Here is a 23,216-nt window from a genome sequence, read left to right as displayed (position 1 = left end):
CTCAGTCCTGTGCGACCACGTCGAGGGCCAGGTCCTCGACCGGCTCGAGCGTGCCCGCCTCGGCGAAGGCGGTGGCCGAGGCCACCTCGGCCGCCACCTCGCGCTCGATCGCCTCCACGTCCACCGCCAGCCCGAGCGCGGCGACGTGGCGCTGGAAGGCGGCGATCGGGCAGCGCTCCTTCCAGCGCTCGACCTCGGCCTTGTCGCGGTACAGATCCGGGTCGAACATCGAGTGGGCCCGGAAGCGGTAGGTGCGGAACTCGACGAACATCGGCCCCTCGCCGCTGCGCACGTGGGCGACGGCATGGCGCATGGCATCGCGCACGGCACCCACGTTCATGCCGTCCACCGACGCCGCGCTCATCCGGTAGCTGCGGGCCTTGGCACACAGGTCGGTGTCGGATTCCGATCGGGCCAGGGCGGTGCCCATCGCGTAGCCGTTGTTCTCGCACAGCAACAGCAGCGGCAGGCGCCACAGCACGGCGAGGTTGGCGGTCTCGTGGAACTCGCCTTCGGCCATCGCGCCCTCGCCGAAGAAACAGGCCGCGATGCGGTCGGTGCGCCTGAGCCTTTCGGCCAGCGCGAAGCCGAGCGCCATCGGCAGCGCGCCGGCCACGATGGCGTTGCCGCCGAAGAAGCGCCGACTGGCGTCGAACAGGTGCATGGAGCCGCCGCGGCCGCGGCAGCATCCTTCGCGCTTGCCGAACATCTCGGCCATCACCGTGTCCATCGGCACGCCACGGGCCAGCGCATGGCCGTGCTCCCGGTAGGTGGCCAGCACGCTGTCGTCGTCGCGCAGGCACGGCATGGCGCCGGCGGCGATGGCCTCCTCGCCGATGTACAGGTGCAGGAAGCCGCGGATCCGGCCCGCGCCGTAGTGCTGGGCACACGCTTCCTCGAAGCGCCGGATGCGGATCATCTGGTGCAGCAGCACGCGGGCCTCCTCGGCCGATGCGATTCGGGTCATGTGCCGCCCTCCAGCGTGGAGGTGTCGCCCTCGGGCAGGCCCAGTTCGCGCGCGCGCAGCAGGCGCCGCATGATCTTGCCGCTGCGGGTCTTGGGCAGGGTGTCGGCGAAGGCGATCTCCTTGGGCGCCACCGCCGGGCCGAGCCGGCTGCGGCCGAAGCCCAGCAGCTCGCGCCGCAGCGCCTCGCTGGCCTGGAGGCCGGGCTTGAGCGCGACGAAGGCCTTGACGACCTCGCCGACCACCGGATCCGGCTTGCCTATCACGCCGGCCTCGTGCACGGAGGGATGCTCCATCAGGGCGGACTCCACCTCGAAAGGCCCGATGAGGTGGCCGGAGGACTTGATCATGTCGTCGGCGCGGCCGACGAACCAGAAGTAGCCGTCCTCGTCGCGCCGGGCCAGGTCGCCGCTGAGGTACCACTCGCCGGCGAAGCACTTGCGGTAGCGCTCCTCCTCGTGCAGGTAGGTGCGGAACATCGAGGGCCAGCCGCGGCGCAGCGCCAGCTCCCCCTCGGCGCCGGGCGTGTCGAGCGCAGTCACGCTGCCGTCGGCCTCGCGCCTGACGATCGCCGCCTCGATGCCCGGCAGCGGCCGGCCCATGGAGCCGGGCCGGATGTCCATCGACAGCAGGTTGGCGATCATGATCCCGCCGGTCTCGGTCTGCCACCAGTTGTCGTGGATCGGCAGCCCGAAGGCCTCGACGCCCCAGTGCACCGCCTGCGGGTTGAGCGGCTCGCCCACGCTGGCGATGAAGCGCAGGGCAGGGCAGGGGTGGGCGCGGGCCGTGCCGGCGCCGCTGCGCATCATCATGCGCACGGCCGTCGGGGCCGTGTACCAGACCTGGACCCCTTCGCGCTGGAGGATGCCGTACCAGCGCTCGGCGTCGAAGTCGGCTTCGTCGACCACCAGCGTGACGCCGGTGGCCAGCGGGGCGAGGATGCCGTAGGAGGTGCCGGTGACCCAGCCGGGGTCGGCAGTGCACCAGTAGACGTCGCGCGGCCGCAGGTCCAGCGCGAGGCGGGCGGTGGCCAGGTGGGCGACGATCGCCTCGTGAACGTGCAGCGCGCCCTTGGGCTGGCCGGTGGTGCCGCTGGTGAAGTGCAGCAGGGCCGGGGTCTCGGGGGGCGTCGGGCCGATCACGTAGCGCGCCGGGGCGGCGTCGAGCGCTGCCTGCAGGTCGAGGGTGCCCTCCGGCAGCGGGCCGTCGTCGTCGCGCTGCAGCAGCACGTGGCGCAGCGCGGGCAGGCGGGCCCGCACCGGCTCGACCTTGCGGCGGTACAGGCTGCTCGTCGTCACCAGCAGCGTGGCGGAGCCCAGCGTCATGCGGGTGGCGATGGGCTCCGGGCCGAAGGCCGAGAACAGCGGGGTCACCCGGCAGCGGTGCTTGAGAGCGCCGAGCATGGCGATGTAGAGGGCCGGCACGCGCCCCAGCAGCAGGAAGACCGGATCGCCCATGGCCAGGCCGAGGGCGGCGATGGCGTTGGCGAAGCGATCGCTGGACGCGTCGAGTTCGGCGTAGCTGATGTCGCGGCGCGAGCCGTCCTTGGCGATCCAGCGCAGCGCCGTCATCGTTGCCTTGGGGCCGGCCGCATGGCGGGAGACCGCCAGCTGCGCCATGTTCAGGCTGCCGTCGGGCGCGAGCAGCGAGGCCCTCTCGTCGGACCAGCGGAAGCCGCGGCAGGCGGCCTCGTAGTCCGGCAGGTTGGCGTCGGCATCCTGCGCCGACTTGCGGATCAGGTCGGTCATGGGCGGCTCCTCGCGGCGCGACGGTGGTTCAGTCCTGGTGCCGCACCAGCAGCACCGGCACCGGCGACTCGCGCAGCACCAGCTCGGCATCGCTGCCCATGGCCAGGCGGTTGAAGCCTCGCCGGCCGTGCGTGCCCATCACGATCAGTCCGCATTGGCGCCGGGTGGCTTCCTCGACGATGGCGTCGGCGGCGCGGCGGGAGGTCACCTCGCGCAGGACGGTCTCGCTCGCTGCGCCGCCCTCGGTCGCATGCCGGCTGGCCTGGGCGAGGATCTCGTTGCCCATCTTCAGCAGGCGGCTGCGCGTCTCGTCGAAGCTGGCGGCGGACGCCAGCTCGACCATGAAGGGGAAGTCGTCGACCACGTGCAGCAGGACGAGGGTGGCCTTCAGCCGCGCGGCCAGGGCGATGGCCTCTTGCAGGCCGTGCTCGCAGGTGGCGCTGCCGTCGACGGGAACCAGGATGCGGTCGTACATGGCGGATCCTCGCGGCCGGACCGAGCGGTGAGGGCCCACGACCGCCGGCCGTGATCGTGGGCGTGCCGCCATTCTTCGGCGCCCCACGCGAGCGGGGCTTGAGATTTCGCAGGTCGAGGCGGTGCGCAGCGGGCATCGTGGCGATGCACAGGAGACCGAACGCATGGAACAGTCATTCGAGGATCGGGCCGATGCGGGCCGGCAGCTCGGAGCGCGGCTCGCGGGCATGGAGCTGGAGGATCCGGTGGTGCTGGCGCTGCCTCGCGGCGGGGTGCCGGTCGCCGCCGAGGTGGCGCGCGCGCTGAAGGCGCCCCTGGACCTGGTGCTGGTGCGCAAGATCGGCGCGCCCGGCCAGCCCGAGCTCGCGGTGGCGGCCATCGCCGACGGCGGCGAGCCCGCGCTGGAGGTCGACGAGAGCACGCTGGCGGCGAGCGGGGCCACTCTCGAGTACGTGCACGCGCAGTTGCATGACCAGCTGCAGGAGATCGAGCGCCGCCGCAATCTCTACCTGCGCGGACGCGCACCGCTGGACCTGAAAGGCCGCACGGCCGTGCTCGTCGACGACGGCATCGCCACCGGCACGACCGTGCGCGCGGCCCTGCAGGCCCTGCGCCTGCGCGGGCCCCGGCGCATCGTGCTGGCCGTGCCGGTGGCGCCCCCGCAGGAACTGCCCGCGCTGCGCGCCCTGGTCGACGACCTGGTATGCCTGTCCGCGCCGCCATGGTTCCACGCCGTCGGCGCCCACTACTGCGATTTCCGGCAGACCGAGGACGCCGAGGTCACCGCCCTCATGGCCGGCCTGCGCGCCTCTCCAGGAGCGCCAGACTAGGCGTCGGGAGGCGCCGGTCGCCGTCTATTCCGATCGTGCAACACGCTGGAGAGCAACGGCCGGGGCCGTCGCGCCGCAGCCCTGCTTGCGCAGGGCCACCAGCACCCCCAGGTCGCGATCACGGTGCGTCACACCGTGATTCAAGGCCCGTTCGGGAACGGTCCGGTTTCGCGACCCAAGCACGCGGCGGCGGCGAACGCTGCAGCACGACGGCTGGATTCCGCCTTGAGCCTGCGGCCGGACGTGGTGCTCGTCGATGCGGCGCTTCCGGGCCTGTACCCGGATGGGCTGCTGGCCGCGCTGCGACAGCGGCCCGAACTCGCCGAAGTGCCGGTGATCGCGCTCGTCGCGCCGGGGCAGGCGCGCGCGATTGCATCGCCAAGCCCTGGGACCCCGAGGAGCTTTGCGCGCGTGTCGACAGGCTGGTGGCCGAGCGAAGGGCCATGCGGGCCCTGCTGGAGGTCAGGCAGGTGGTGTCCACGGCCTGCCGCCTGATCGACGACGCCCAGCGGGCCACCCGGTCGCTGGCCGCGCAGCTGTCGCCCCCCGTGCTGGACCGGCTGGGGCTGGTGCCCGCGCTGGAGTGGCTGGCGGAGGAGATCGGTGCGTCCTTCGGCCTGGCGATCACCGTCGACGACGACGGCATGCCCAAGCCGCTGTCGCAGCAGGCGCGGACCATCGTCTACCGTGCCGTGCGCGAGCTGCTGATCAATGTGGCCAGGCACGCCAAGGTGGACCATGCGCACGTGGAGGTGGTCTCTGTCCACGGGACCATGACGGTACGCGTCAGCGACGCAGGCGTCGGCTTCCAGCCGGAAACGCTGCAGACCGCCCATCCGGCGCGCGGGCTGGGGTTGCTCAGCGTGCGGGAGCGCCTGTCCTATATCGGCGGCCGATTCGAGCTGCGGGCCGCGCCGGGCGAGGGGACCGAGGCGGTGCTGACGCTGCCGCTCGCTCCGGCCCCGCCGGACACGGCCTGGTGATGCCCTTCGGGGTGATTCTCGTCGACGTGCCCGGACGGGCCCTCATCGGCCCGAGGGCGCGGACGGCAGCGGGCCGGGGCGCTCCGGCAGGACGTCGGCGTCGACGGTGAAGTAAAAGAAGACCTGGTGATGATCGCCGCGGTGGATGGTGGTGGTGTTGCGCTGCGACTCGCCGTTGCGGCGCGCCTGCACTTCGTAGCGCCCGAGCGGCAGATCGATCATCAGCCAGGGCCCGGCCAGGGCCTTGTCGAAGACCACCTGCTGCCGCTCGTCCTCGATGCGCACCTGCACGTCCGCGAGCCAGGCGCCCGACCCCTTCGCCGCCGTGACGATCCACAGACTGTAGTCGCCGCGCTTCGAGTTCAGCGTGGCCTGCTCTTCGTTGGAGATGCCGCCGATGGCATAGCGGCGGCCCGAGGCCGTGATGCCTTCCTCGGCGGCCAGGGCGCTGCCCGTGGTGGCAGCGGCCAGCCAGAGCGCGATGGCGGGGGCGAAGGCCGGCCGGAGGAGGCCTGCGAACGGGGAGCGCATGGTGGGACTCCTGCTGTCGGTCGCGGTCAGGTCGCGGATCTCCGGTGCGCCGCGCGAACCTCCTTCAGGCCCTCGGCGGTCCCGCGCATCAGCTGGCGCGCGGCCTCGCTGGCCATGTGGCCGAAATCCTGCACCGTGGCCGCACCGTCGCGTGCCGTCGTGCGGCCGGTCTCGGCGGCGCGCAGGCCGGACTGCAGCACGCTCTGCGACACCTCCCGCGTCGCTTCGAAGGCACTGCCCACCACCTGCCGGACGATGGCCCCCACTTCGGCAGCGACGTCGCCGGTGGCCTGCAGCGCTTCGCACAGGGAGCGCTCCAGCAGCGCGCCCACTTCGGTCTCCAGGGTCTGCAGCTTGGTCATGACCTCGTCCAACTCGGCACGGGTGTCGGCGCGGACGGAGCGGGCGTGGGAGGGGGCGTGAGAGGCAGCGTGCTTGGGGGCGGCGCTGGCGGACTTCGTAGGGGACATGTCTTCGGCTCCTGGTCGGTTTGGGACTTCCTGGGCGGGCCGCACGTGGCGGATGCGTCGAAGGATGGACCCCCGATGCAGCAGCGGCATTGACCATGCGCAAGGCGGCGGCCGCGATGGCGCCCGCGCCCACGGGCTGGCCGTGGATTGCGCAAGCGCAATGCGCCTCGCTGCCGCCGACTCCATCGTGTGTGTCCAGCCCTGGGCTGAATCACCGGAGAACCCGATGTCCACTGTCCCTCTCGCCCTGGCGATCGACATGGTCCCGTTGCCCGCCGTGCGGCTGCCCTCGGGCATGTCGCTCGAAGCGGCCCTGCAGCAGCGCCGCAGCATCCGCGCGTTCCTGCCCGACGCGCTGCCGCTGGACCTGGTGTCGTCGCTGCTGTGGTGCGCTTTCGGCGTCAACCGCGCGCCTCGAACGGAGTGGCCATGAGACTACTGGTTCGGCCCCGCACCACTCGAATGACGCAGCGTCCGGCGCGCCTGCCCCTCGAAGGCGTCGACGCAGGCGTCGGAACGATCACCTGGGCGCGCCATCGCGCGCTTGCGCCAGCGCAAGGCCCGCGGCGGCGCGCTTCCTAGCATGGGCACTCCAACGAGCGAGAGAAGGCCATGGCCCAGCATGCGATGAGTCCCGTGGATGCCGCCTGGTACCACATCGACGGTCCGGCGAATCCGGCGGTGGTCAATGCGCTCGTCACGACGCGCAAGCCGCTGGATTTCGAACGGGTGAAGGCAGTGTTCGACCGGCGCCTCGCGCGTTTCGGGCGCTTCCGCCAGCGCGTGGTGGAGCCCGCGCTGGGGATGCCGCGGTGGGAGGACGTGGACGACTTCGAGATCGGGCACCACATGCACCATCTCGCGCTGCCGGCCCCGGGCGACGAGGCCGCGCTGCGCGCGCTGGCGGCCGACCTGGCCAGCGCCCCGCTGCCGGGCGGCCGGCCGCTGTGGCAGGCCTACGTGATCGATGGGGTGGGCGAGGGTGGGGCGCTGGTGATGCGCTACCACCACTGCATAGGTGACGGCCAGGCGATGATGACGGTGGCGGCCAGCCTGTTCGACACGTCGCCCGGGCGCCGCAGCCTGCCGCTGACGGACACCGATCCACCGCCGGCGCCGCCGCCTGGCCTGCTGGCCACGGCGTTCGATCTCGTCACCCATCCGCAGCGTGTGGCCCAGGCCGCCGCCCAGCTCGTCGATGGCGGGCGCGTGCTGGTGCAGGACCTGCTCAAGCCGCGCGATCCCGATTCGCCCTTCAAGGGCGAGTTCGGCACGCCGCAGCGCGTCGCCTGGTCGAAGCCGGTGGCGGTTGACGAGCTGAAGGCCATAGGCTGGCCCTTCGGCGCCAAGGTCAACGACGTGCTGGTGTCGGCCCTGGCCGGCGCGCTGCGCAGCTACCTGGCGCATCGCGGCGTGGCGGTGGCGCACACCACCTTGCGTGCGATGGTGCCGGTGAACCTGCGGCCGCCGGAGCGCGCCCAGGCGCTCGGCAACGAGTTCGGCCTGGTCATCCTCGACCTGCCGCTGGGCGAGCGCGACGCGGTCCGCCGGGTGGCGCTCGCCAAGGCGCGCATGGACGCGCTCAAGCGCTCGACCGAGCCGCTGGCGATGGAGTGGCTGTTCGACCTGTTCGGCCGTGGCCCCAAGGCGGTCGAGGACCTGGCGCAGACGATGTTCGGCAGCAAGGCCAGCCTGGTGCTCACCAATGTGGCGGGGCCGCGCCAGCCCCTGTACCTGGCCGGCGCGGCCATCGAGCGCATGGTGTTCTGGGTGCCGCACCCGGGCGACGAGATGGGCCTGGGCGTGAGCTTCATGAGCTACCGCGGCCAGGTGCAGCTGGGCGTCATCGCCGACGCGCGCCTGGTGCCCGACCCCGAGGCCATCGCCGCGGCCTTCGATGCGGAGGTGGCCACCCTGGCAAGGCGTTACGCGCGGGCGGCGGAGCAGCGCGAAGCGCTCAGGCAACGCAGCCTGCCAAAGCCCGTCGCGGCAGCACGGACCGCAGCAGCGTCTCGGCATCGGCGTGCGACATGACGCGCGGCACCGGGTAGTTCGGCCTCGGCGCAGGCGGCCTCGGCCAGGGCGGGGATGTCCTGCGCACGCAGGGCGACGACGTCGGGGGGCGCTTGTCATCGACCGTTCACACGCTGTTTCGCAGCGTTGGCGCATTGTTCGCGACCGTTTGCCGGGTGTTGCCATGGCGCTCCTAAGGTGACCCCATCGGCATCCATCACGGGAGCGCACGATGGGCACCATCCAACTGCTGAACGGCCGCCACGACACGCACCTGCTGCGGTTCCGCTCGTTGTTCGACGACGGTCGCGGCCTGGCCTTCCCCTGCGACGACCACGGCGAGGTCGACATGAACACGCTGAGCGAGCGGGCACGCGGCAACTACCTCTATGCGAGGACGGTCGTCGGCCGCGAGTTCCACTCGCCGCGCGTCGAGCGATCCGGAGCCTGAGGTCGATCCGAGCGACGTCACGCGCGTCGCGGCGCCTTGACGCCGCGCAAGCCGGTGCCGCGTCGAGCGCCTAGAGTGACCTTCAGCTCGTGCGGCGTGGCAGGACCCTCCATCCCGCGTGCCGAGGCAGGCGCAGCCCGCCTGAACCCCTGCGAGGAGTGCCCCGATGTACACGAAGATCCTGGTGCCCGTGGACGGCAGTGCCACCTCCGGCCGCGGCCTCGATGAGGCGATCAAGCTGGCGCGCCTGACGGGGGCCACGATAGAGCTGCTGCACGTGATCGACCTGATGCCGCTCGCGACGACGTACGAAGCCGGCGCAGCGCTGACCCCCCAGGTGATGCAGTTGCTGACCGAGGGCGGCCAGCAGATCCTGGCCGAGGCCGAGGCGCGCGCGAAGGCCGCAGGCGTGGTGGTCGAAACCCAGCTCATCGAGAGCCCGGCCACTCGGGTGTGCGACCAGGTGGTCGACGAGGCCAGGCGCTGGGGCGCCGAGCTGATCGTCATCGGCACCCACGGCCGGCGTGGGGCGGGCCGCCTGGTGATGGGCAGCGACGCCGAGCAGATCGCCCGGCGCGCACCGGTGCCCGTGCTGCTGGTGCGTGCGCCTGAGAGCGCCTCGGAATGAGTGCAGGCCGCTTCCGGGTCCTTCGCTTGCGCCAGCGCAAGTCCATCGCTCGAGCCTGATCCAGACTGTCCCGCAGGGCTGCAGGTGCGCCGGAAACCGCGGCGCCTAATACCCAGGAGACCACGATGAGCACTCCCTTTGTCACCCTCCTCGCCGCCGGGCTGATCCTGGCGTGCACCGGCGCGAGCGCCCAGCCCGGGCCTGCTTCCGGCGCTTCGGCCGGCGTCAACTGCGGCCCCAGAGGCGGTGCCAGTGCCGCAGCCGGCGATTGCCCCGGCGGCATGCGCCACGGCATGGGTGCCCGCTGGGGCCGGGACTACACGCCGGGGTGGTCGATGATGACCCCGGCCGAGCGTCAGCAACACCAGGAGAAGCTGGGCGCGCTCAACACCTACGAAGAGTGCCGCAGCTACATGGACCAGCACCACGAGCAGATGGCTGCACGCGCCAAGGACAAGGGCCTGACCCTGCCGGCCAAGCCTCGCCACGATGCCTGTGCCACGCTGCCCAGGTCGAAGAAGTAGAGCCACGTGTGGGATCCGCCATGCGTAGCGCTATCGACACGCCGCCTCGCTTCATCCGCCGGTTCGCCGAGATCGGCGCAGCCGACGTGGGCCTGGTGGGCGGCAAGAACGCGTCGCTGGGCGAGATGGTGCGTGAACTGGCGCCTCGGGGCGTGCGCGTGCCCAACGGCTTCGCGATCACCGCCGAGGCCTATCGGCATGTGCTCGACCGGGCCGGTGCCTGGCCGCGCCTGCGCGAAGCGCTGCAAGGGATGGACTCGCGTGACGTGGACGACCTGGCGCTGCGCGCCGAGCGCGCACGCGAGATCGTCTACGGGGCACCGCTGCCGGCCGACCTGACGGCCGAGATCCTGTCGGCCTACGCACTGCTGCTGGCCGAGTACGGCGAGCAGGCCACCGTCGCCGTGCGCAGCTCGGCAACGGCGGAGGACCTGCCCACCGCTAGCTTCGCCGGCCAGCACGAGACCTTCCTGAACGTCGCCGGCCAGGCCCGGCTGCTCGACAGCGTTCGCCGCTGCTTCGCCAGCCTGTTCAAGGACCGCGCGATCAGCTACCGCGTCGACAACGGCTTTGACCATTTCAAGGTCTTCCAATCCGTCGGCGTGATGAAGATGGTGCGATCCGACCGCGCCTCGAGCGGGGTGATCTTCACGCTCGACACCGAATCCGGCTTTCGCGATGCGGTGTTCATCACCGGCGCCTACGGCCTGGGCGAGAACGTGGTCCAGGGCACGGTGGACCCGGACGAGTTCTACGTCTTCAAGCCGACCTTCCGTGCCGGCCGCCGCGCGGTGCTGCGGCGCAAGCTGGGCGGCAAGGAGATCCGCATGGTCTACGCCAAAGGCGCCGGCCGCGAGACCACCCGCAACATGCCGACCTCGCGCGAGGACCAGCAGCGCTTCTGCATCAGCGACGACGAGGTGCTGGCACTGGCCGACGCCGCGATCACGATCGAGGATCACTACAGCCGGCGCGCCGGCCGACCGACGCCGATGGACATCGAGTGGGCGCGCGACGGCCTCGACGGCCAGCTCTACATCGTCCAGGCTCGCCCCGAGACGGTGGCCTCGCAGCGTGCGGTCGGACTGGTGGACGAGTACCGCTTCACCGCCAAGGCACCGGTGCTCGTCAGCGGCCGCGCCGTCGGCAGCCGCGTGGCGGCCGGCAAGGTGCGCGTGGTCCGTGATGCCTCGGAGCTGGGCGAGTTCCAGCCCGGCGACGTGCTGGTGGCCGATACCACGATGCCCGACTGGGGCACGGTGATGAAGACCGCCGGCGCGGTGGTCACCAACCGCGGCGGGCGCACCTGCCACGCCGCCATCGTCGCGCGCGAGCTGGGCATCCCGGCGGTCGTGGGCTGCGGCAACGCGACCACCACGCTGCGCACCGGCGACGAGGTCACCGTCTCCTGCGCCGAAGGGGCGGTGGGTCGCGTCTATGCCGGCACGCTGCCGTTCACGCTGACCCGCACCGAGCTCGGAACGATGCCGCGGCCGCAGACCCACGTGATGGTCAACATGGCCAATCCCGATACCGCGTTCCAGACCGCGATGCTGCCCACCGACGGGGTGGGCCTGGTGCGCCTGGAGTTCATCGTCGCCGAGCACATCAGGGCCCACCCGATGGCGCTGGTGCACCCCGAGCGCATCGACGACCCCGCCGTGCGGGAGGAGATCGCCAGCCTGACCCGCGGGCATCGCCAGCCGTCCGAGTTCTTCGTGCGCGAGCTGGCCGAAGGCGTGGGCACGATCGCCGCGGCCTTCTACCCCAAGCCGGTCATCGTGCGGCTGTCCGATTTCAAGACCAACGAGTACGCCAGCCTGCTCGGCGGCCGCTGGTTCGAGCCGAAGGAAGAGAACCCGATGATCGGCTTCCGGGGCGCGTCGCGCTACGCCCATCCGGCCTACGCCGAAGGCTTCGCCCTCGAATGCGCCGCGATGAGGCGGGTGCGAGAGGCCATGGGCCTGAGCAACGTCAAGCTGATGATCCCGTTCTGCCGTCGCGTGGACGAGGCCGAGCGCGTGTTGGCGGCGATGGCCACGCATGGCCTGCGCCGCGGCGAGAACGGCCTGGAGATCTACGTCATGTGCGAGATCCCGAACAACGTGATCCAGGTGGATGCGTTCGCCCGGCTGTTCGACGGCTTCTCGATAGGCTCGAACGACCTGACGCAGCTGGTGCTGGGCGTGGACCGCGATTCGGAGATGGTGGCCTTCGACTTCGACGAACGCGACGAGGGCGTCAAGACCATGATCCGGCAGGCCGTAGAAGGGGCGCACCGCAACGGGCGCCACATCGGCCTGTGCGGCCAGGCGCCGTCGGACGACCCCGAGATGGCCGCCTTCCTGGTCGAGCTGGGCATCGACTCGATCAGCGTCACGCCTGACACGCTGCTCGCGGTCACGCGCGGCGTGCTGGCGGTCGAGGAGCGGCTGGATCGCCAACCACGAGGCGCGTTGGCCCGGTGAGCACGGGCCGCATCCGCCAGCCTTCGCCCGACGAGATCCGCGCGACCGTGCTCGCCACGATCGGCTCGCTCGCGCCGGACCAGGACCTGGCGGCCATCCGGGCCGGCCGGCCGCTGCGCGACGAGCTGGCCCTGGACTCGATGGACTGGCTCAACTTTCTCGCTGCGCTGCAGGAGCGGCTGGGCGTGGAGGTTCCTGCGGAGCTCGCGCCCCGGCAGACGCTGGATGCCCTGGTCGATCAACTCTCGGTCCGGGCACGGCGCAAGGAAGCGGCCGGGCCCACCACCGCGGGCGCACTGCCCCACACCCAGTACTTCGTGAAGGGCACGTGGGTGACGCTGAGGCCGATGGGGCCCGGCGACGTCGAGCTGGAAGCCGCGTTCGTGAAGCGTCTTTCCGTCCAGACGCGCTACATGCGCTTCATGGTGACGATGAACGAGCTGCCGCCCCGCAAGCTGCATGACCTGACGCATGTCGACCAGGACCACCATGTCGCGCTGGCGGCGCTGGCCGAGCGCGAGGGCCGGCCCGAGCTGCTGGGCGTGGCCCGCTACATCGCCGATGCGGGTGGCACCAGCTGCGAGTTCGCGGTGGCCGTCGACGATGCCTGGCACGGCTGCGGGCTGGCGGGCATCCTGATGCAGGCGCTGATCGACGTTGCCCGCTCGCGCGGGCTGCGGACGATGGAGGGCATGGTGTTGCGCACCAACACGCCCATGCTGAAGCTGGCCCGGCAGCTCGGATTCCAGACACGACGTGAACCGGACGACCCCTGCACGCTGCGGGTGGTGCTCCCGTTGCAGAGGTAGACGGACTTGCCCCGCCTCGACACCTTCGATGCCTACTCGCCGCGCGAGATCGCCGGCCGGGTCAGGGAGTTCTGCGTCCTCAAGGCGCAGCTGCCGCTGCTGCCGCTGGCGATGCTGGGCGTCCTGGCGGGCGCGTTCATCGGCCTGGGCGCGCTGATGTTCAACCTCGTCACCAGCGACGCGAGCCTGTCCTTCGCGGCATCGCGGCTGCTGGGCGGCGTCGCGTTCTCGCTCGGCCTCATCCTCGTGACCGTCGCCGGCGCGGAGCTGTTCACCGGCAACAATCTGCTGGCCATGGCCTGGGCGGACGGCTGCGTCAGCACGCGCCAGGTCCTGCGCAACTGGGGCGTGGTGTGCGTGGCCAATTTCGTGGGAGCCGCCGGCCTCGCCGGGCTGGTCTGGCTTTCGGGGCACACGGAGATGAACGGCGGCGACGTGGGCCGCGCGGTCGTGCGCCTGGCCATGGCCAAGGCCAGGCTGCCCATCTCGGAGGCCTTCTTTCGGGGCGTACTCTGCAACGTGCTGGTGTGCATGGCGGTGTGGATGGCCTTCAGCGGGCGCAGCGTGAGCGACAAGGTCGTGGCCATCGTGTTCCCCATCACCGGATTCGTTGCGGCCGGCTTCGAACACTCCATCGCCAACATGTACCTCCTGCCGCTGGCCATGCTGCTGGGGGCGCCCATAGGGGTCGCCGACCTCCTGCGCAACCTGGTGCCGGTGATGGCCGGCAACCTCGTGGGCGGGAGCGTGCTGGTCGCCCTGGTGTACTACGTCATCTACATCCGCGCCGGGCGCAGCGAACCTGGGCAACTGAAGCCCCCACCGGCCCGTGCCGTGAGGGCCACCGACTCCGAATAGCGGCGGACGGGTCTCTCGGCCCCCACGCCCAACCACACCTGCCACACCTCAGGCGGCCGAGGGACTGCGCCCTGGCCGCCGGGGCCGGCCGGGCGTCAGACGCTGTGGCCCCGAAGGGCGGCCGTGACCCGTTGTTCGAGCTCGCGCCCGCTCGTCTCGGTCAGGTCCACGGCCTGGCTGGTGAGCATGCAGTGGCGGCTGGCCTCGCCAAGCTGCGCCCGCAGGTCGCCGAGGAAGGGATCGGAGGCGATCAATGCAAGGCGATCGTAGCGATGCGCCAAGGCGGACTCCTCGAGGTAGGCGGCCAGCTCGCGGGCGAACTGGACGCGGTGCTTCTCGCGGCTGTCGGTGTGCGGTTCGAACCGCGTGCTGGCGCCACCCTTCAGGACGTGCCCGGGACGGTCGTCGCCGAGCTGGCTGGGCCTGATGCGGCTTTGCTCGTGAACGAAGTCCGCCAGTTCGCGTAGATGGCTGGTCTGCGGGTCGCGTTCGAAGCAACGGGCGCGGGCGGCATTGGCCACCAGCACCCATTCCGGGGCGGCGGGGTGCCGGTTGGCGTGGCTGGGAGTCGTCATGGAATCTCCTTGCATCCGGACCTTCGCGGTCCTGAACGGTGATGCTGCCGCTGGCGGCGCGCCGGGCCTTGCGCGATCTCAACGCAGTGGCCGGCGGCGGGAAGAATCCCGGGTGAGCCGCGCCGGCGCCTGGCCCAACGCCTTGATGCCAGTCAATCCCTGCAGGGTCGCGGGCCGCTACCTTTGAGCCGAGCCGTCGCGCCCATGGGGCGCGCCGGACGCGACAGATGCCATTGCCCGCCTCATGGACCGCTGCCTGGAAAGAGCACCGCGCGCTGGTGCTCATCGGCCTGGCCGCGGTGCTCGCCGGGACGGCCTTGCTGATCACGTCGTGGCGCGGGCCGGCGGTGCCCGCCTACACCGTCGCGCGGGGCGACGTGCTGCAGACGGTGGTCGCCAGCGGCCGGGTCGTCAACCCACGGCGGGTGGATCTGGGCAGCCAGATCACCGCTTCGGTGGCTCGCGTCCCGGTGCAGGAAGGCCAGCACGTGCGGGCCGGCGACATCCTGATCGAGCTCGAAGGAGACGAGCTGCGCGCCCAGGTGGCGCAATCGCGTGCGGCGCTTACGCAAGCGCAAGGCCGCCTGCGGCAGTTGGGCGCGACCACGCTGCCGACGGCCGAGCAGTCGCTGCGCCAGGCTGAGGCGAACCTCGTGAACGTGCAGCACCAGTACGACCGCACGCGCGAACTGCACGGCACCGGATTCGTCGGGCCGGCCCAGCTGGACGATGCCCGGCGCAACCTCGAGGTGGCGCGCAGCCAGCTGCGCGCGGCGCAGCTCCAGGTCGAGGACAACCGCCCCCAGGGCAACGCTGAACGACTGGCGCACCTGGCCGTCGACCAGGCGAGCGCGGCACTCCAGATGGCCTAGGCCAACCTCGATCACACCGTGATCCGCGCGCCGCAGGACGGCTTGCTCATTGCGCGCGACGTCGAGCGCGGCGATGTCGTTTCGCCGTCCAAGGTGCTGATGGTCCTCTCACCCGCCGGGCAGACGGAGCTTGTCGTGCAGCTGGACGAGAAGAGCCTCGCTCTGATCGCGCTGGGGCAGTCCGCCCTCGCGTCGGCCGACGCCTACCCCGACCGCACGTTCGGCGCCGAGGTGGCCTACATCAACCCGGGGGTGGACCCGCAGCGGGGCTCGGTCGAGGTCCGGCTGAAGGTGCCTTCGCCGCCGGACTACCTGCGCCAGGACATGACGGTGTCGGTGGATGTCGCCGTGGCCCGCCACGCCGATGCGGTGGCGGTGCCCAGCGATGCAGTGCACGACGTGGGCAGGCCGCATCCCTGGGTATGGCGCGTGGCGGGGGGGCGGGCGCATCGGCAGCCGGTGCGCACCGGCATGCGCGGTGACACCAACCTGGAGGTCGTCGAAGGGCTCCAGCCGGGTGACGTCGTGCTGGCAGGCTCCGCGGCGACGGTGCGCGAAGGCAGCCGGGTCAGTCCGCAGTCGCGGTCCTCGTCGGGACTGGCTCTGGCCACCAACCCATGAACAGGCTCCTGCCGATCGAGTGGCTGGCGGCGCTGCGCTTTCTCAACGAGGGCCGCCTGCAGACGCTGTTCATCGTCGGAGGGGTGGCCGTCGGCGTGGGGGTGATCGTGTTCATGTCGGCCCTGCTCGATGGCATGCAGGCCAACATCTTCCGCCGCGTTCTGAGCTCGCAGCCCCACATCGTCATCAGCCGCCCGAAGGACGTGGCGCGGCCGCTGCGCGTCTCGCACGACGGCCAGATCATCGTGGCGAACGTGCAGAAACGCTCGCAGATCGTCGCCTCGCTCGACCAGTGGCGCAAGGTGCGCGAGCAGATGCGGCGGCGGGGCGACATCGTCGCGGTCAGCCCGACGGCTGGTGGCTCCGGCTTCGCCATCCGGGGCGATGCCAGCCAGTCCATCAGCCTGGTCGGCATCGACCCGCAGGAGTACGCGAAGATCGTTCCCTTGCCCGACAAGCTGGTGGCCGGCACCTTCCGGCTGACGACCACCGACATGATCGTGGGCACCCAGCTCGCCGATGATCTCGGCGTGCGCGTCGGCGACAAGCTGCGCGTCGCCACCGCCAGCGGCGCGAGCGCGACGCTGTCCATCGCCGCCATCTTCGACCTCGGTTCCAAGGGCGTGAACCAGCGCAACGTCTACGTGGAGCTCGCCACCGCGCAGAACCTGCTGAACCTGGTGGGCGGCGTCTCGAACATCGACCTGACCGTGGCCGACCCGTTCCGCGCCGAGGAGATTGCCCAGCAGATCGGCGGCCAGACCGGCTTGCTCGCCGAGAGCTGGATCAAGACCAACAACCAGTTCTTCCTGGGCCTGAATGCGCAGAAGTTCTCGAGCTATCTGATCCGGGTGTTCGTCGGCCTGTCGGTGGCCGCGGGCATCGCCAGCGTGCTGGTGGTCTCGGTGGTGCAGCGCTCCAAGGAGATCGGCATCCTGCGCGCCATGGGCGGCTCGCGCGGCCAGGTGCTCCGCGTGTTCCTGATCCAGGGCGCGGTGGTGGGCCTGGCCGGGTCGCTGGTCGGCTCGGCGCTGGGGACCTTGCTGCTCGAGGTCTGGCGCCTGGCCGCGCGCAACCCGGACGGCACGCCGATGTTTGCCGTCAGCGTGGACTACGGGCTGTACTTGTGGGCCGCGGTGCTGGCCACCCTGACCGGCCTGGTGGCCGCCGTCACGCCGGCGGTGCGCGCGGCCAGGCTGGATCCGGTGGCGGCCATCCGGGGGTGAGATGGCGGCTGGCCACGTCCTGGAGCTGGAAGGGGTGCGGAAGTCGTATGCGGTCGGAACGCCCGCGCAGACGGAGGTGCTGCACGGCGTCGACCTCGCGCTGCGGCGCGGCGAGTTCTGCGCGCTGATGGGCCCGAGCGGTTCGGGCAAGAGCACCTTGCTCAACATCATCGGCCTGCTGGACCGGCCGGATGCCGGGCGCATCCGGATCGACGGCCAGGACACGGCCGGCCTGAGCGAGGCGCAGCTGACCCATCTGCGCGGCCACGCCATCGGCTTCGTCTTCCAGTACCACTACCTGATCTCGGCCTTCACCGCGCTGGAGAACGTGATGATGCCCATGCTGCTCGAGCGGGGCCGTGCGGACGCCGCCATCGTCGAGCGGGCCCGCGGCCTGCTCGACCGGGTGGGCCTGCTGCCGTGGCAGGACCACCGGGCGGGGAACATGTCCGGTGGGCAGCAGCAGCGCGTGGCCATCGCGCGTGCGCTGGCGCTGCAGCCCCCACTGATCCTGGCCGACGAGCCGACCGGCAACCTCGACACGAAGTCGGCCGACGGCGTGTTCGCGCTGATGCGGGACGTCAATGCCAGCCAGGGCACCGCCGTCCTGATGGTGACCCACAACCACGCGCTCGCCGAGCGCTGCGACCGGATCATCCAACTCGTCGATGGGCGCATCGTCGCGCCGGCGACGTCTCCGGGTTGAGATCCCGAGAGTCTTTTGCCGTGCGCCAGGGCGAATCGCGCCGCGCGTCAGCCCGCGTGTCAGACGTCCGGCACGAAATCGATGAAGCCGCGCTCCACGTCGGTGGCCACCAGCTTGACGCGCAGAAGCTGGCCCACTTCCAGGCCGGCCACGCCGGCCACGAGCTTGCCTTCGACGGGCGGCGTGAGCACGCGCACCCAGGTTTCGCGCTCCGTGCAGCCGGTCACGATCGCCTCGTAACGCTGTCCGACGTGCGACTCGAGAAGCAGCGCCGCCTCGGACTTGCGCATGCGTCGCTCGACCTTCTGCGCGGCGTCTTCCTGTCGCGTGCAGTGCTCGGCGAGCTCCCGCAACTCGGTCTGCGTGTAGGGCGCGGGCCGCTCGCTGAGCACCGCCTTGAGCATGCGCGAGGTGATGAGGTCCGGGAAGCGCCGGTTCGGGGCGGTGGAGTGCGTGTAGTCGCGCACCGCGAGCCCGAAGTGTCCGAGCGGTGACCCACCGGGCTGCTCCACCACGTACTCGCCCCTTCCCATCAGCTTGATCACGATCAGCGAGAGATCCGGGAATCGCAACGGATCCGCCCGGTGGCGTCGGGCGAGGAACGCCTCCAGTGCGTGGGCATCGGGCTCGTTGGGCAGCGCCTCGCCGAAGGTCCTCGCCAGCGCGACGATCCTCGCCCATCGCTCGGGCGAGCGGACCACGCGGCGCAAGGAGGCGCCGCTTTGCTCGGCGAGGAATCGGGCCGTGCAGCCGTTGGTCGCGATCATCAGCTCCTCGATGAGCTGGCGCGCGCGATTCTGGACCTGCTGTTTCACGGCGACCACGCGCTCGCCCTCGAACACCGCGCGCGGCTGGAAGGTCTCCAGCTCCAGCGAACCCTGCTCGTGCCGCCTCGCGCGCAGGCTTTGGGCGACCGCGTCCTGGGTCCTCAGTTGAAGCTCCATCCCCGGTGCGGCAGCCGCGGCCTCGGGCAATGCGCCCTGGCCGTCGATCCATGCGGCGACAGCGTCATAGGCCAGCTTCGCCTTGTTGCGCACGCGCGCGCGATGCACGACGGCCTGCGTGACGGTGCCGTCCGCGGTGATGGTCATCTCGGTCACGAGGGCGAGCCTGTCCTGGCCCGCGTTGAGCGAGGTCAGGTCGTTCGACAGGCGCTCGGGCAGCATCGGAAAGATCCTCGCCGAGGTGTAGACCGACGTGGTGTTGATGCGGGCATGCGCGTCGATGGCCGATCCCTTGGCCACCAGGGCATCGACGTCGGCCACGGCCACGCGCACCTTGACGGCGCCGTCGGCGAGGGGCTCGCACGACGACAGCTGGTCGAGATCGAGCGAGTCGTCGTTGTCGATGGAACACCAGGGCAGGGCGGTGAGGTCCCGGATGCGCGGGTCGTCGTCGGTGCCGGGGCCGGCGATGGACGCCAACTGCCGTTGCACGGCGCCTGGAAACTCCGGTTCCAGTCCACGCTCGGTCATCGCCTCGGTGGCGATGCGGGCGAGGTCGGACCGGTTGGGGCGATGTCTCGTGTTCACGTGCCAGCCCTCCGAAGATGCAGGTCGGTAGCGTACACACATCGCTGTTGCCGTGGCAGGACTTGCGCCAGCGCATGGCCTCTGCGCGGGGCGGCTCGGATACTGCGGCCATGAGCTACGTATTCAAGTCGAAAGCCACCGCCGATCTGCTGATGTTGCAGGCCCACGGCGATCAACTGTTGCGCCTCATCGGCAAGGAGCCGGCCGCCCGGGGCATCATCGAGCCGGCCGCGATGCCGGCGGCGATCCGCGCCCTCGAAGAGGCGGTGGTGCAGGACGAGGCGTCTCGTGCGCAAGCCGTGGCGCCGACCCCTGACGAAGACGGCTCCGCGACGGGAGGCGATGCCGTGACCTTGCGGCAGCGCGCCTGGCCGTTGCTGGAGATGCTGAAGGGCGCTCATGCCGCGGCGCGCGAGATCGTCTGGGGCGTGTGAAGCGCTTCGAGCGGCCCCGGAAAGTGTTCGGTAGCGAACAGAGCGGAGTCTGCGCAGTGGCGAGAATTCCTGTCCGTGCCCTTGAAGGAACCATGAAGCGCCAGGAGTCGGCTCCTGCCTGCAAGAGCCAGTGAAGTGCGCCCGTTCGCTCCTGGCGTCCACCGGAGAAGAGAAATGCGTCTGGCCATCGCCCTGCTGGGGATCCTCCTGTCCGTGACGCCGGCCATGGCTCAGGTGAGCGTGGGAATCTCGCTGCCCGCCGTGAGCATCGGCATCAGCGTGCCGGCCTATCCTCAACTCGTCCGAGTACCGGGTTACCCGGTCTACTACGCGCCCCGACTGAGGTCGAACTTCTTCTTCTACGAGGGGTTGTACTGGGTCTATCAGGACGACGACTGGTACGCGAGCTCCTGGTACAACGGACCGTGGGGGCGGGTCTCGCGGGAAGCCGTGCCCGTGTTCATCCTGCGCGTTCCAATTCGCTACTACCGCAACCCCCCTTCGTACTTCCGCGTCTGGCGGCGGAATGCGCCTCCGCGCTGGGGCGAGCACTGGGGGCATGAATGGGAGCAGCATCGGAGCGGGTGGGACCGGTGGGACCGCAGGTCGGTGCCGGCGCCCGCGCCCCTGCCCCTCTACCAGCGGAGCTACCCCGGCCACCGCTATCCCTCCGCCGAGCAGCAGGCGGAGCTTCATGCGCGCCACTATCGCTACCAGCCTCACGACCCCGTCGTGAAGCAACACTATCAGGAGCAGGCCGGCCACCCTGGGGCGGCGCCGGCCCAACAGCCGCAGCAGGAAGCTCCGCCCGAGCGGGGCCAGGGGCGAAAGGATGGGGACAAGGGCGAGGAGCGGGGGCAGGAGCGCAAGTAGAGCCGCGGGATCCCGCCGAACGGGCGGCTCCCGCTAGCGCACGCCCAGGATCACCTGGTCACCCCACGCCTGTATCGGCCCGAGCGGATTCTTCACGACCTCGTACTCGCTGATGGTCGGCTGGCCTCCCACCAGCTGATATACCAGCTGGTCGTCGACGAAGACCAGCAGCGCGTCGACGCTCCAGCCGGTGGTGACGGTCTCGCGCTTGAAGTTCAGCGAGTCGAGCCAGAAGCTGCCGACGCGGTCCCGATCGATCTTCTTCACCGCAATCGCATAGCCGCTGCATCTCTTGCCGGCCTGCAGGCAATCACGGATCCCGCGGTCCACGTCGTCGGGCCGGATGAGCGCGGCCGCCGCGAAGCGCTGCAGCACGTCGCCGAAGTGCATCACCGTGACGGCCGGGTTGGCCCGCGGATCCAGCCCCTGCTGGTGCACGTCCGCACGCGTGGCCTTGTACGGCTCGATGAGCGAGAGCGAGGCGGTCGCATCGTCGTAGCTGGTCCAGACGGAAACGACCTCCTTCTTGGCCGTCGGCAGCAGGGTCGAGCATCCGCCCAGCGCGAAGCACGCGAGCGCGAGGCCGATCCACTGGCAGCCGCGGCGGCGGCAAGTCTTCACGCCCATCGGCCGGTCAACCCTTGCGCCCGCCGAGGACCAGCATCAAGCCGCCGATCACGATGGCGCCCACGCTGGCCCATACCGGCACGTTGACGGTCTCGCGCTCCTTCACCGACAGCTCGATCGGTCCGATCTTCGTCGTGTGGGTGTCCTTGACGTAGCTGAAGCCGCCATAGACGAGCGCCAGGGCGCCGGCGACGATCGGCGCGATGGCTGTATACCTGGTTCGATTCATGTGTGCGTCCCCGTGGGAGAGCGTCCCGAGCTCTCGCATCGCTCGCAGATTGCAGACAGCCGCAACCCGTGCCGTTGATGCGCATCAATCGCGCGGTGTCGGTGGCGACCAAGCCTTCCCGCTGCCGGGCCCCTCGGATCGCGTCGGAGGGCAGGCTGTTCAACGCCCAGCATCCGCCATGAGGTCCGCAGCGTTCGGGTTGTAGGCATGCGGCATGGCCCAGCCGGCCACGGCGTTTGCGCCACCAGCTGCCACGGGCACCACGCCGGACCAGTACCCCGTGCCCAGGGTGCTGGCGCGCCAGGTGCCGCCCGTGGTGGTGCTCACGCGCACGGAGTTGGTGGCATTGTCTGTCCAGCTCACCACGGACAAGCCACCGGCGCGCGCGGACGCTGCGGTAGGCCATGCCGTGTCTTCCGCCGCCGTGGACAAGCGCGTGGCCGCGGTCCAGCTGCCCCCGGCCATCGCACGGCGGGACCAGATCGAGCCGACGTTGCCCGCATCCAGCGCTTGCCAAGCGGCCACCAGGTTCCCGGCGGCATCCATCGCGAGTGCGGGGTAGTACGCCGACTGGCTGCCCGAGAGCGCCTCGGGGGCTTGCCAACCGCCCTGGGCTGGCTTGCGCGCCACCACCATGGTGTTGCCGTCGAGCCATCCCACGGCCGCATCCCCCGCGGCGCTCAGGCCGGACTTGGCATTCCAGGTGCTGTGGCCGTTGGCAGGCGACACGCGCGCTGCCACGGCCCAGTGGCCGCCCGCCGGCCGTTGCGCCACATAGATGGCCACCGGCCGGTATCCCGCGCCCTCCTGCCACGCGACCATGACGTCGCCCGCTTCGTTGCTCCCCAGGTCGGGCAACGAAGCCGGGACACCGGGCGTGGACAGCACCGCGATGTCCCAGATGCCGAGGCCTGCCTCCAGATGGGCCGCCTTGACCGCGCCCCCTTCGCTCCAGGCGAGCGTGACACTGCCGTCCGGTGCCGCCACGGCGTGCAGGTCCCAGGCCAGGTGGGCGGTGGTCACGGCCACCGGCGGGGAGAATGCCCCGCCCGCCAGGCGCGTGCACACCATCAGTTTCGATGGCGTGTAGCGTGTGGCGACCGTGAAGTAGGCGATGACGGCGAAGTCGTTGTCGGCCAGGGCGGCCGCGATGGGGCCGGAACTTTTCTTGCCCCCGGGCACGGTCTTGGCGCTGCCCCAGTTCCTGCCCGCCGCCTTGTCGGCGTATCGCGCGCCCGAGGCGGCGCTCCAGGCGGCCAGCGCATGCCCCAGGCCGTTCTCAACGACCAGCGGCGCGTCGGGCGGCGATGACACCGCGTACGGGCCTTCGAGTAGCCGCGGCGTGCGCCAGGATCCCGCGCTCGCGGCCGACGCGAAACCAAGCACCAGCACCCATGCCGTCAGGGTTACGGCTGCCGTTCGGCGGGTCAATGCGAAAACCATGGCCAGGCTCCCGGGCACGAAGGTGATGCGTCCCATGCTAGGAGCCGCAAAGTCGGAGCCATTGACATGGCGCAACACCCGGGTCGAGGCGAGACCCGTCTGAGCAGTCACTTTCGCGCTCGTCGCCAAGCCAATGAGCCCGCGTCGCCGAACCTGAACAGCGGCAGCCCGTCCCCTCCTGCCTTCAAAAGTCAGCGGCATGTGTGCGGCGGCTCCGGCCGGTGATCGTCGGCCGCCTGACGACGATGACCTTCACCTTGCAATTGGTCCCGGCCAGGCGCCGTTCGTGAACTGGTTCACGAGCCGCGAAACCCTAGGGATACCGGC

General features: G+C 70.8%; 25 protein-coding genes and 1 pseudogene. 16 read left to right on the top strand and 10 right to left on the bottom strand.

Going from position 1 to position 23,216, the window contains the following annotated elements; genetic code table 11:
- Position 1: 1 nt before the first annotated feature.
- Genes pdhA through ACS5PM_RS12965 form a run of 3 tightly spaced genes read right to left on the bottom strand, consistent with a single transcriptional unit; the run spans position 2 to position 3,187 of the window.
- Positions 2-967, bottom strand: coding sequence for a pyruvate dehydrogenase (acetyl-transferring) E1 component subunit alpha (gene pdhA, locus ACS5PM_RS12975; RefSeq protein WP_439388052.1), 966 nt, complete (start codon positions 965-967; stop codon positions 2-4).
- Positions 964-2,712 (bottom strand): acetate--CoA ligase, encoded by a 1,749-nt coding sequence (gene acsA / locus ACS5PM_RS12970; RefSeq protein ID WP_439388051.1) that lies wholly within the window; start codon positions 2,710-2,712, stop codon positions 964-966. Before acsA ends, pdhA begins: the two co-directional genes overlap by 4 nt.
- Positions 2,713-2,740: 28 nt before the next feature.
- Positions 2,741-3,187 (bottom strand): universal stress protein, encoded by a 447-nt coding sequence (locus ACS5PM_RS12965; RefSeq protein ID WP_439388050.1) that lies wholly within the window; start codon positions 3,185-3,187, stop codon positions 2,741-2,743.
- 163 nt (positions 3,188-3,350) lie between these two features.
- Here ACS5PM_RS12965 and ACS5PM_RS12960 point away from each other — a divergent pair, with 163 nt between their 5' ends.
- Both ACS5PM_RS12960 and ACS5PM_RS12955 read left to right on the top strand, forming a co-directional pair.
- Positions 3,351-4,016, top strand: a complete 666-nt coding sequence (locus ACS5PM_RS12960) for a phosphoribosyltransferase (RefSeq protein ID WP_439388049.1) — start codon at positions 3,351-3,353, stop codon at positions 4,014-4,016.
- Positions 4,017-4,459: 443 nt separating this feature from the next.
- A complete protein-coding gene (locus ACS5PM_RS12955) occupies positions 4,460-4,999 on the top strand; it encodes a sensor histidine kinase (RefSeq protein ID WP_439388048.1) in 540 nt (179 codons plus the stop codon).
- Positions 5,000-5,041: 42 nt separating this feature from the next.
- Here ACS5PM_RS12955 and ACS5PM_RS12950 read toward each other — a convergent pair whose 3' ends face one another.
- Both ACS5PM_RS12950 and ACS5PM_RS12945 read right to left on the bottom strand, forming a co-directional pair.
- Positions 5,042-5,530, bottom strand: a complete 489-nt coding sequence (locus tag ACS5PM_RS12950) for a hypothetical protein (protein WP_439388047.1) — start codon at positions 5,528-5,530, stop codon at positions 5,042-5,044.
- 26 nt (positions 5,531-5,556) lie between these two features.
- Positions 5,557-6,000 carry a hypothetical protein gene (locus ACS5PM_RS12945; protein ID WP_439388046.1) on the bottom strand — a complete coding sequence of 148 codons (444 nt, stop codon included), beginning with the start codon at positions 5,998-6,000 and terminating at the stop codon, positions 5,557-5,559.
- Between the two features lie 226 nt (positions 6,001-6,226).
- Between ACS5PM_RS12945 and ACS5PM_RS12940 the strand changes: the two genes are divergently transcribed.
- From ACS5PM_RS12940 to ACS5PM_RS12905, 8 genes are all read left to right on the top strand, one after another.
- On the top strand, positions 6,227-6,433 hold the full coding sequence (locus ACS5PM_RS12940) for a nitroreductase family protein (RefSeq protein ID WP_439388045.1): 207 nt from the start codon (positions 6,227-6,229) through the stop codon (positions 6,431-6,433).
- A 179-nt stretch (positions 6,434-6,612) separates the two neighbouring features.
- Entirely contained in the window at positions 6,613-8,034 is a 1,422-nt protein-coding gene (locus tag ACS5PM_RS12935) for a wax ester/triacylglycerol synthase family O-acyltransferase (protein ID WP_439388044.1), read from the top strand.
- 211 nt (positions 8,035-8,245) lie between these two features.
- Complete coding sequence (locus ACS5PM_RS12930; protein WP_439388043.1) at positions 8,246-8,464, top strand: hypothetical protein; 219 nt, start codon at positions 8,246-8,248, stop codon at positions 8,462-8,464.
- A gap of 166 nt (positions 8,465-8,630) precedes the next feature.
- Positions 8,631-9,092, top strand: a complete 462-nt coding sequence (locus ACS5PM_RS12925) for a universal stress protein (protein WP_439388042.1) — start codon at positions 8,631-8,633, stop codon at positions 9,090-9,092.
- 125 nt (positions 9,093-9,217) lie between these two features.
- Complete coding sequence (locus ACS5PM_RS12920) at positions 9,218-9,616, top strand: hypothetical protein (RefSeq protein ID WP_439388041.1); 399 nt, start codon at positions 9,218-9,220, stop codon at positions 9,614-9,616.
- A 20-nt stretch (positions 9,617-9,636) separates the two neighbouring features.
- Complete coding sequence (gene ppsA / locus ACS5PM_RS12915) at positions 9,637-12,084, top strand: phosphoenolpyruvate synthase (protein WP_439388040.1); 2,448 nt, start codon at positions 9,637-9,639, stop codon at positions 12,082-12,084.
- Positions 12,081-12,893 (top strand): GNAT family N-acetyltransferase, encoded by an 813-nt coding sequence (locus ACS5PM_RS12910; protein WP_439388039.1) that lies wholly within the window; start codon positions 12,081-12,083, stop codon positions 12,891-12,893. The genes ppsA and ACS5PM_RS12910 overlap by 4 nt, the downstream gene beginning before the upstream one ends.
- Before the next feature lie 6 nt (positions 12,894-12,899).
- Positions 12,900-13,751 carry a formate/nitrite transporter family protein gene (locus ACS5PM_RS12905; protein WP_439388038.1) on the top strand — a complete coding sequence of 284 codons (852 nt, stop codon included), beginning with the start codon at positions 12,900-12,902 and terminating at the stop codon, positions 13,749-13,751.
- 95 nt (positions 13,752-13,846) lie between these two features.
- Here ACS5PM_RS12905 and ACS5PM_RS12900 read toward each other — a convergent pair whose 3' ends face one another.
- Complete coding sequence (locus ACS5PM_RS12900; RefSeq protein ID WP_439388037.1) at positions 13,847-14,326, bottom strand: host attachment protein; 480 nt, start codon at positions 14,324-14,326, stop codon at positions 13,847-13,849.
- 227 nt (positions 14,327-14,553) lie between these two features.
- Here ACS5PM_RS12900 and ACS5PM_RS12895 point away from each other — a divergent pair, with 227 nt between their 5' ends.
- The 4 genes and pseudogenes from ACS5PM_RS12895 (at position 14,554) to ACS5PM_RS12880 (ending at position 17,751) form a co-directional block, all read left to right on the top strand.
- A complete protein-coding gene (locus ACS5PM_RS12895; RefSeq protein ID WP_439388036.1) occupies positions 14,554-15,198 on the top strand; it encodes an HlyD family secretion protein in 645 nt (214 codons plus the stop codon).
- A 12-nt stretch (positions 15,199-15,210) separates the two neighbouring features.
- Positions 15,211-15,819, top strand: a pseudogene (locus ACS5PM_RS12890) (efflux RND transporter periplasmic adaptor subunit); the annotation flags it as partial.
- Positions 15,816-17,045, top strand: coding sequence for an ABC transporter permease (locus tag ACS5PM_RS12885; protein WP_439388035.1), 1,230 nt, complete (start codon positions 15,816-15,818; stop codon positions 17,043-17,045). The pseudogene ACS5PM_RS12890 and the gene ACS5PM_RS12885, both read left to right, overlap by 4 nt.
- 1 nt (position 17,046) lies before the next feature.
- Complete coding sequence (locus ACS5PM_RS12880) at positions 17,047-17,751, top strand: ABC transporter ATP-binding protein (RefSeq protein ID WP_439388034.1); 705 nt, start codon at positions 17,047-17,049, stop codon at positions 17,749-17,751.
- Between the two features lie 59 nt (positions 17,752-17,810).
- On the opposite strand, the gene ACS5PM_RS12875 is transcribed toward ACS5PM_RS12880, so the two are convergent.
- Positions 17,811-19,283: an RNB domain-containing ribonuclease gene (locus ACS5PM_RS12875; RefSeq protein WP_439388033.1), complete on the bottom strand. Its 1,473-nt coding sequence runs from the start codon at positions 19,281-19,283 to the stop codon at positions 17,811-17,813.
- Between the two features lie 110 nt (positions 19,284-19,393).
- Between ACS5PM_RS12875 and ACS5PM_RS12870 the strand changes: the two genes are divergently transcribed.
- Positions 19,394-19,717, top strand: a complete 324-nt coding sequence (locus ACS5PM_RS12870) for a DUF1840 domain-containing protein (protein ID WP_439388032.1) — start codon at positions 19,394-19,396, stop codon at positions 19,715-19,717.
- Positions 19,718-19,891: 174 nt separating this feature from the next.
- Positions 19,892-20,590: a hypothetical protein gene (locus tag ACS5PM_RS12865; RefSeq protein WP_439388031.1), complete on the top strand. Its 699-nt coding sequence runs from the start codon at positions 19,892-19,894 to the stop codon at positions 20,588-20,590.
- A gap of 33 nt (positions 20,591-20,623) precedes the next feature.
- Here ACS5PM_RS12865 and ACS5PM_RS12860 read toward each other — a convergent pair whose 3' ends face one another.
- The 3 genes from ACS5PM_RS12860 to ACS5PM_RS12850 form a co-directional block, all read right to left on the bottom strand.
- A complete protein-coding gene (locus tag ACS5PM_RS12860; RefSeq protein WP_439388030.1) occupies positions 20,624-21,217 on the bottom strand; it encodes a hypothetical protein in 594 nt (197 codons plus the stop codon).
- A gap of 7 nt (positions 21,218-21,224) precedes the next feature.
- Entirely contained in the window at positions 21,225-21,446 is a 222-nt protein-coding gene (locus ACS5PM_RS12855; RefSeq protein WP_439388029.1) for a hypothetical protein, read from the bottom strand.
- Between the two features lie 159 nt (positions 21,447-21,605).
- Positions 21,606-22,925 carry a hypothetical protein gene (locus ACS5PM_RS12850; protein ID WP_439388028.1) on the bottom strand — a complete coding sequence of 440 codons (1,320 nt, stop codon included), beginning with the start codon at positions 22,923-22,925 and terminating at the stop codon, positions 21,606-21,608.
- Between the last annotated feature and the right edge of the window lie 291 nt (positions 22,926-23,216).

Origin of the sequence: Ideonella flava, from assembly GCF_051857595.1 — a bacterium.
In the GTDB taxonomy this organism is placed as follows: Bacteria; Pseudomonadota; Gammaproteobacteria; order Burkholderiales; family Burkholderiaceae_C; genus Ideonella.
Note: the sequence above shows the minus strand (reverse complement) of the source record. Positions and strands in the feature narration are given on the sequence as shown.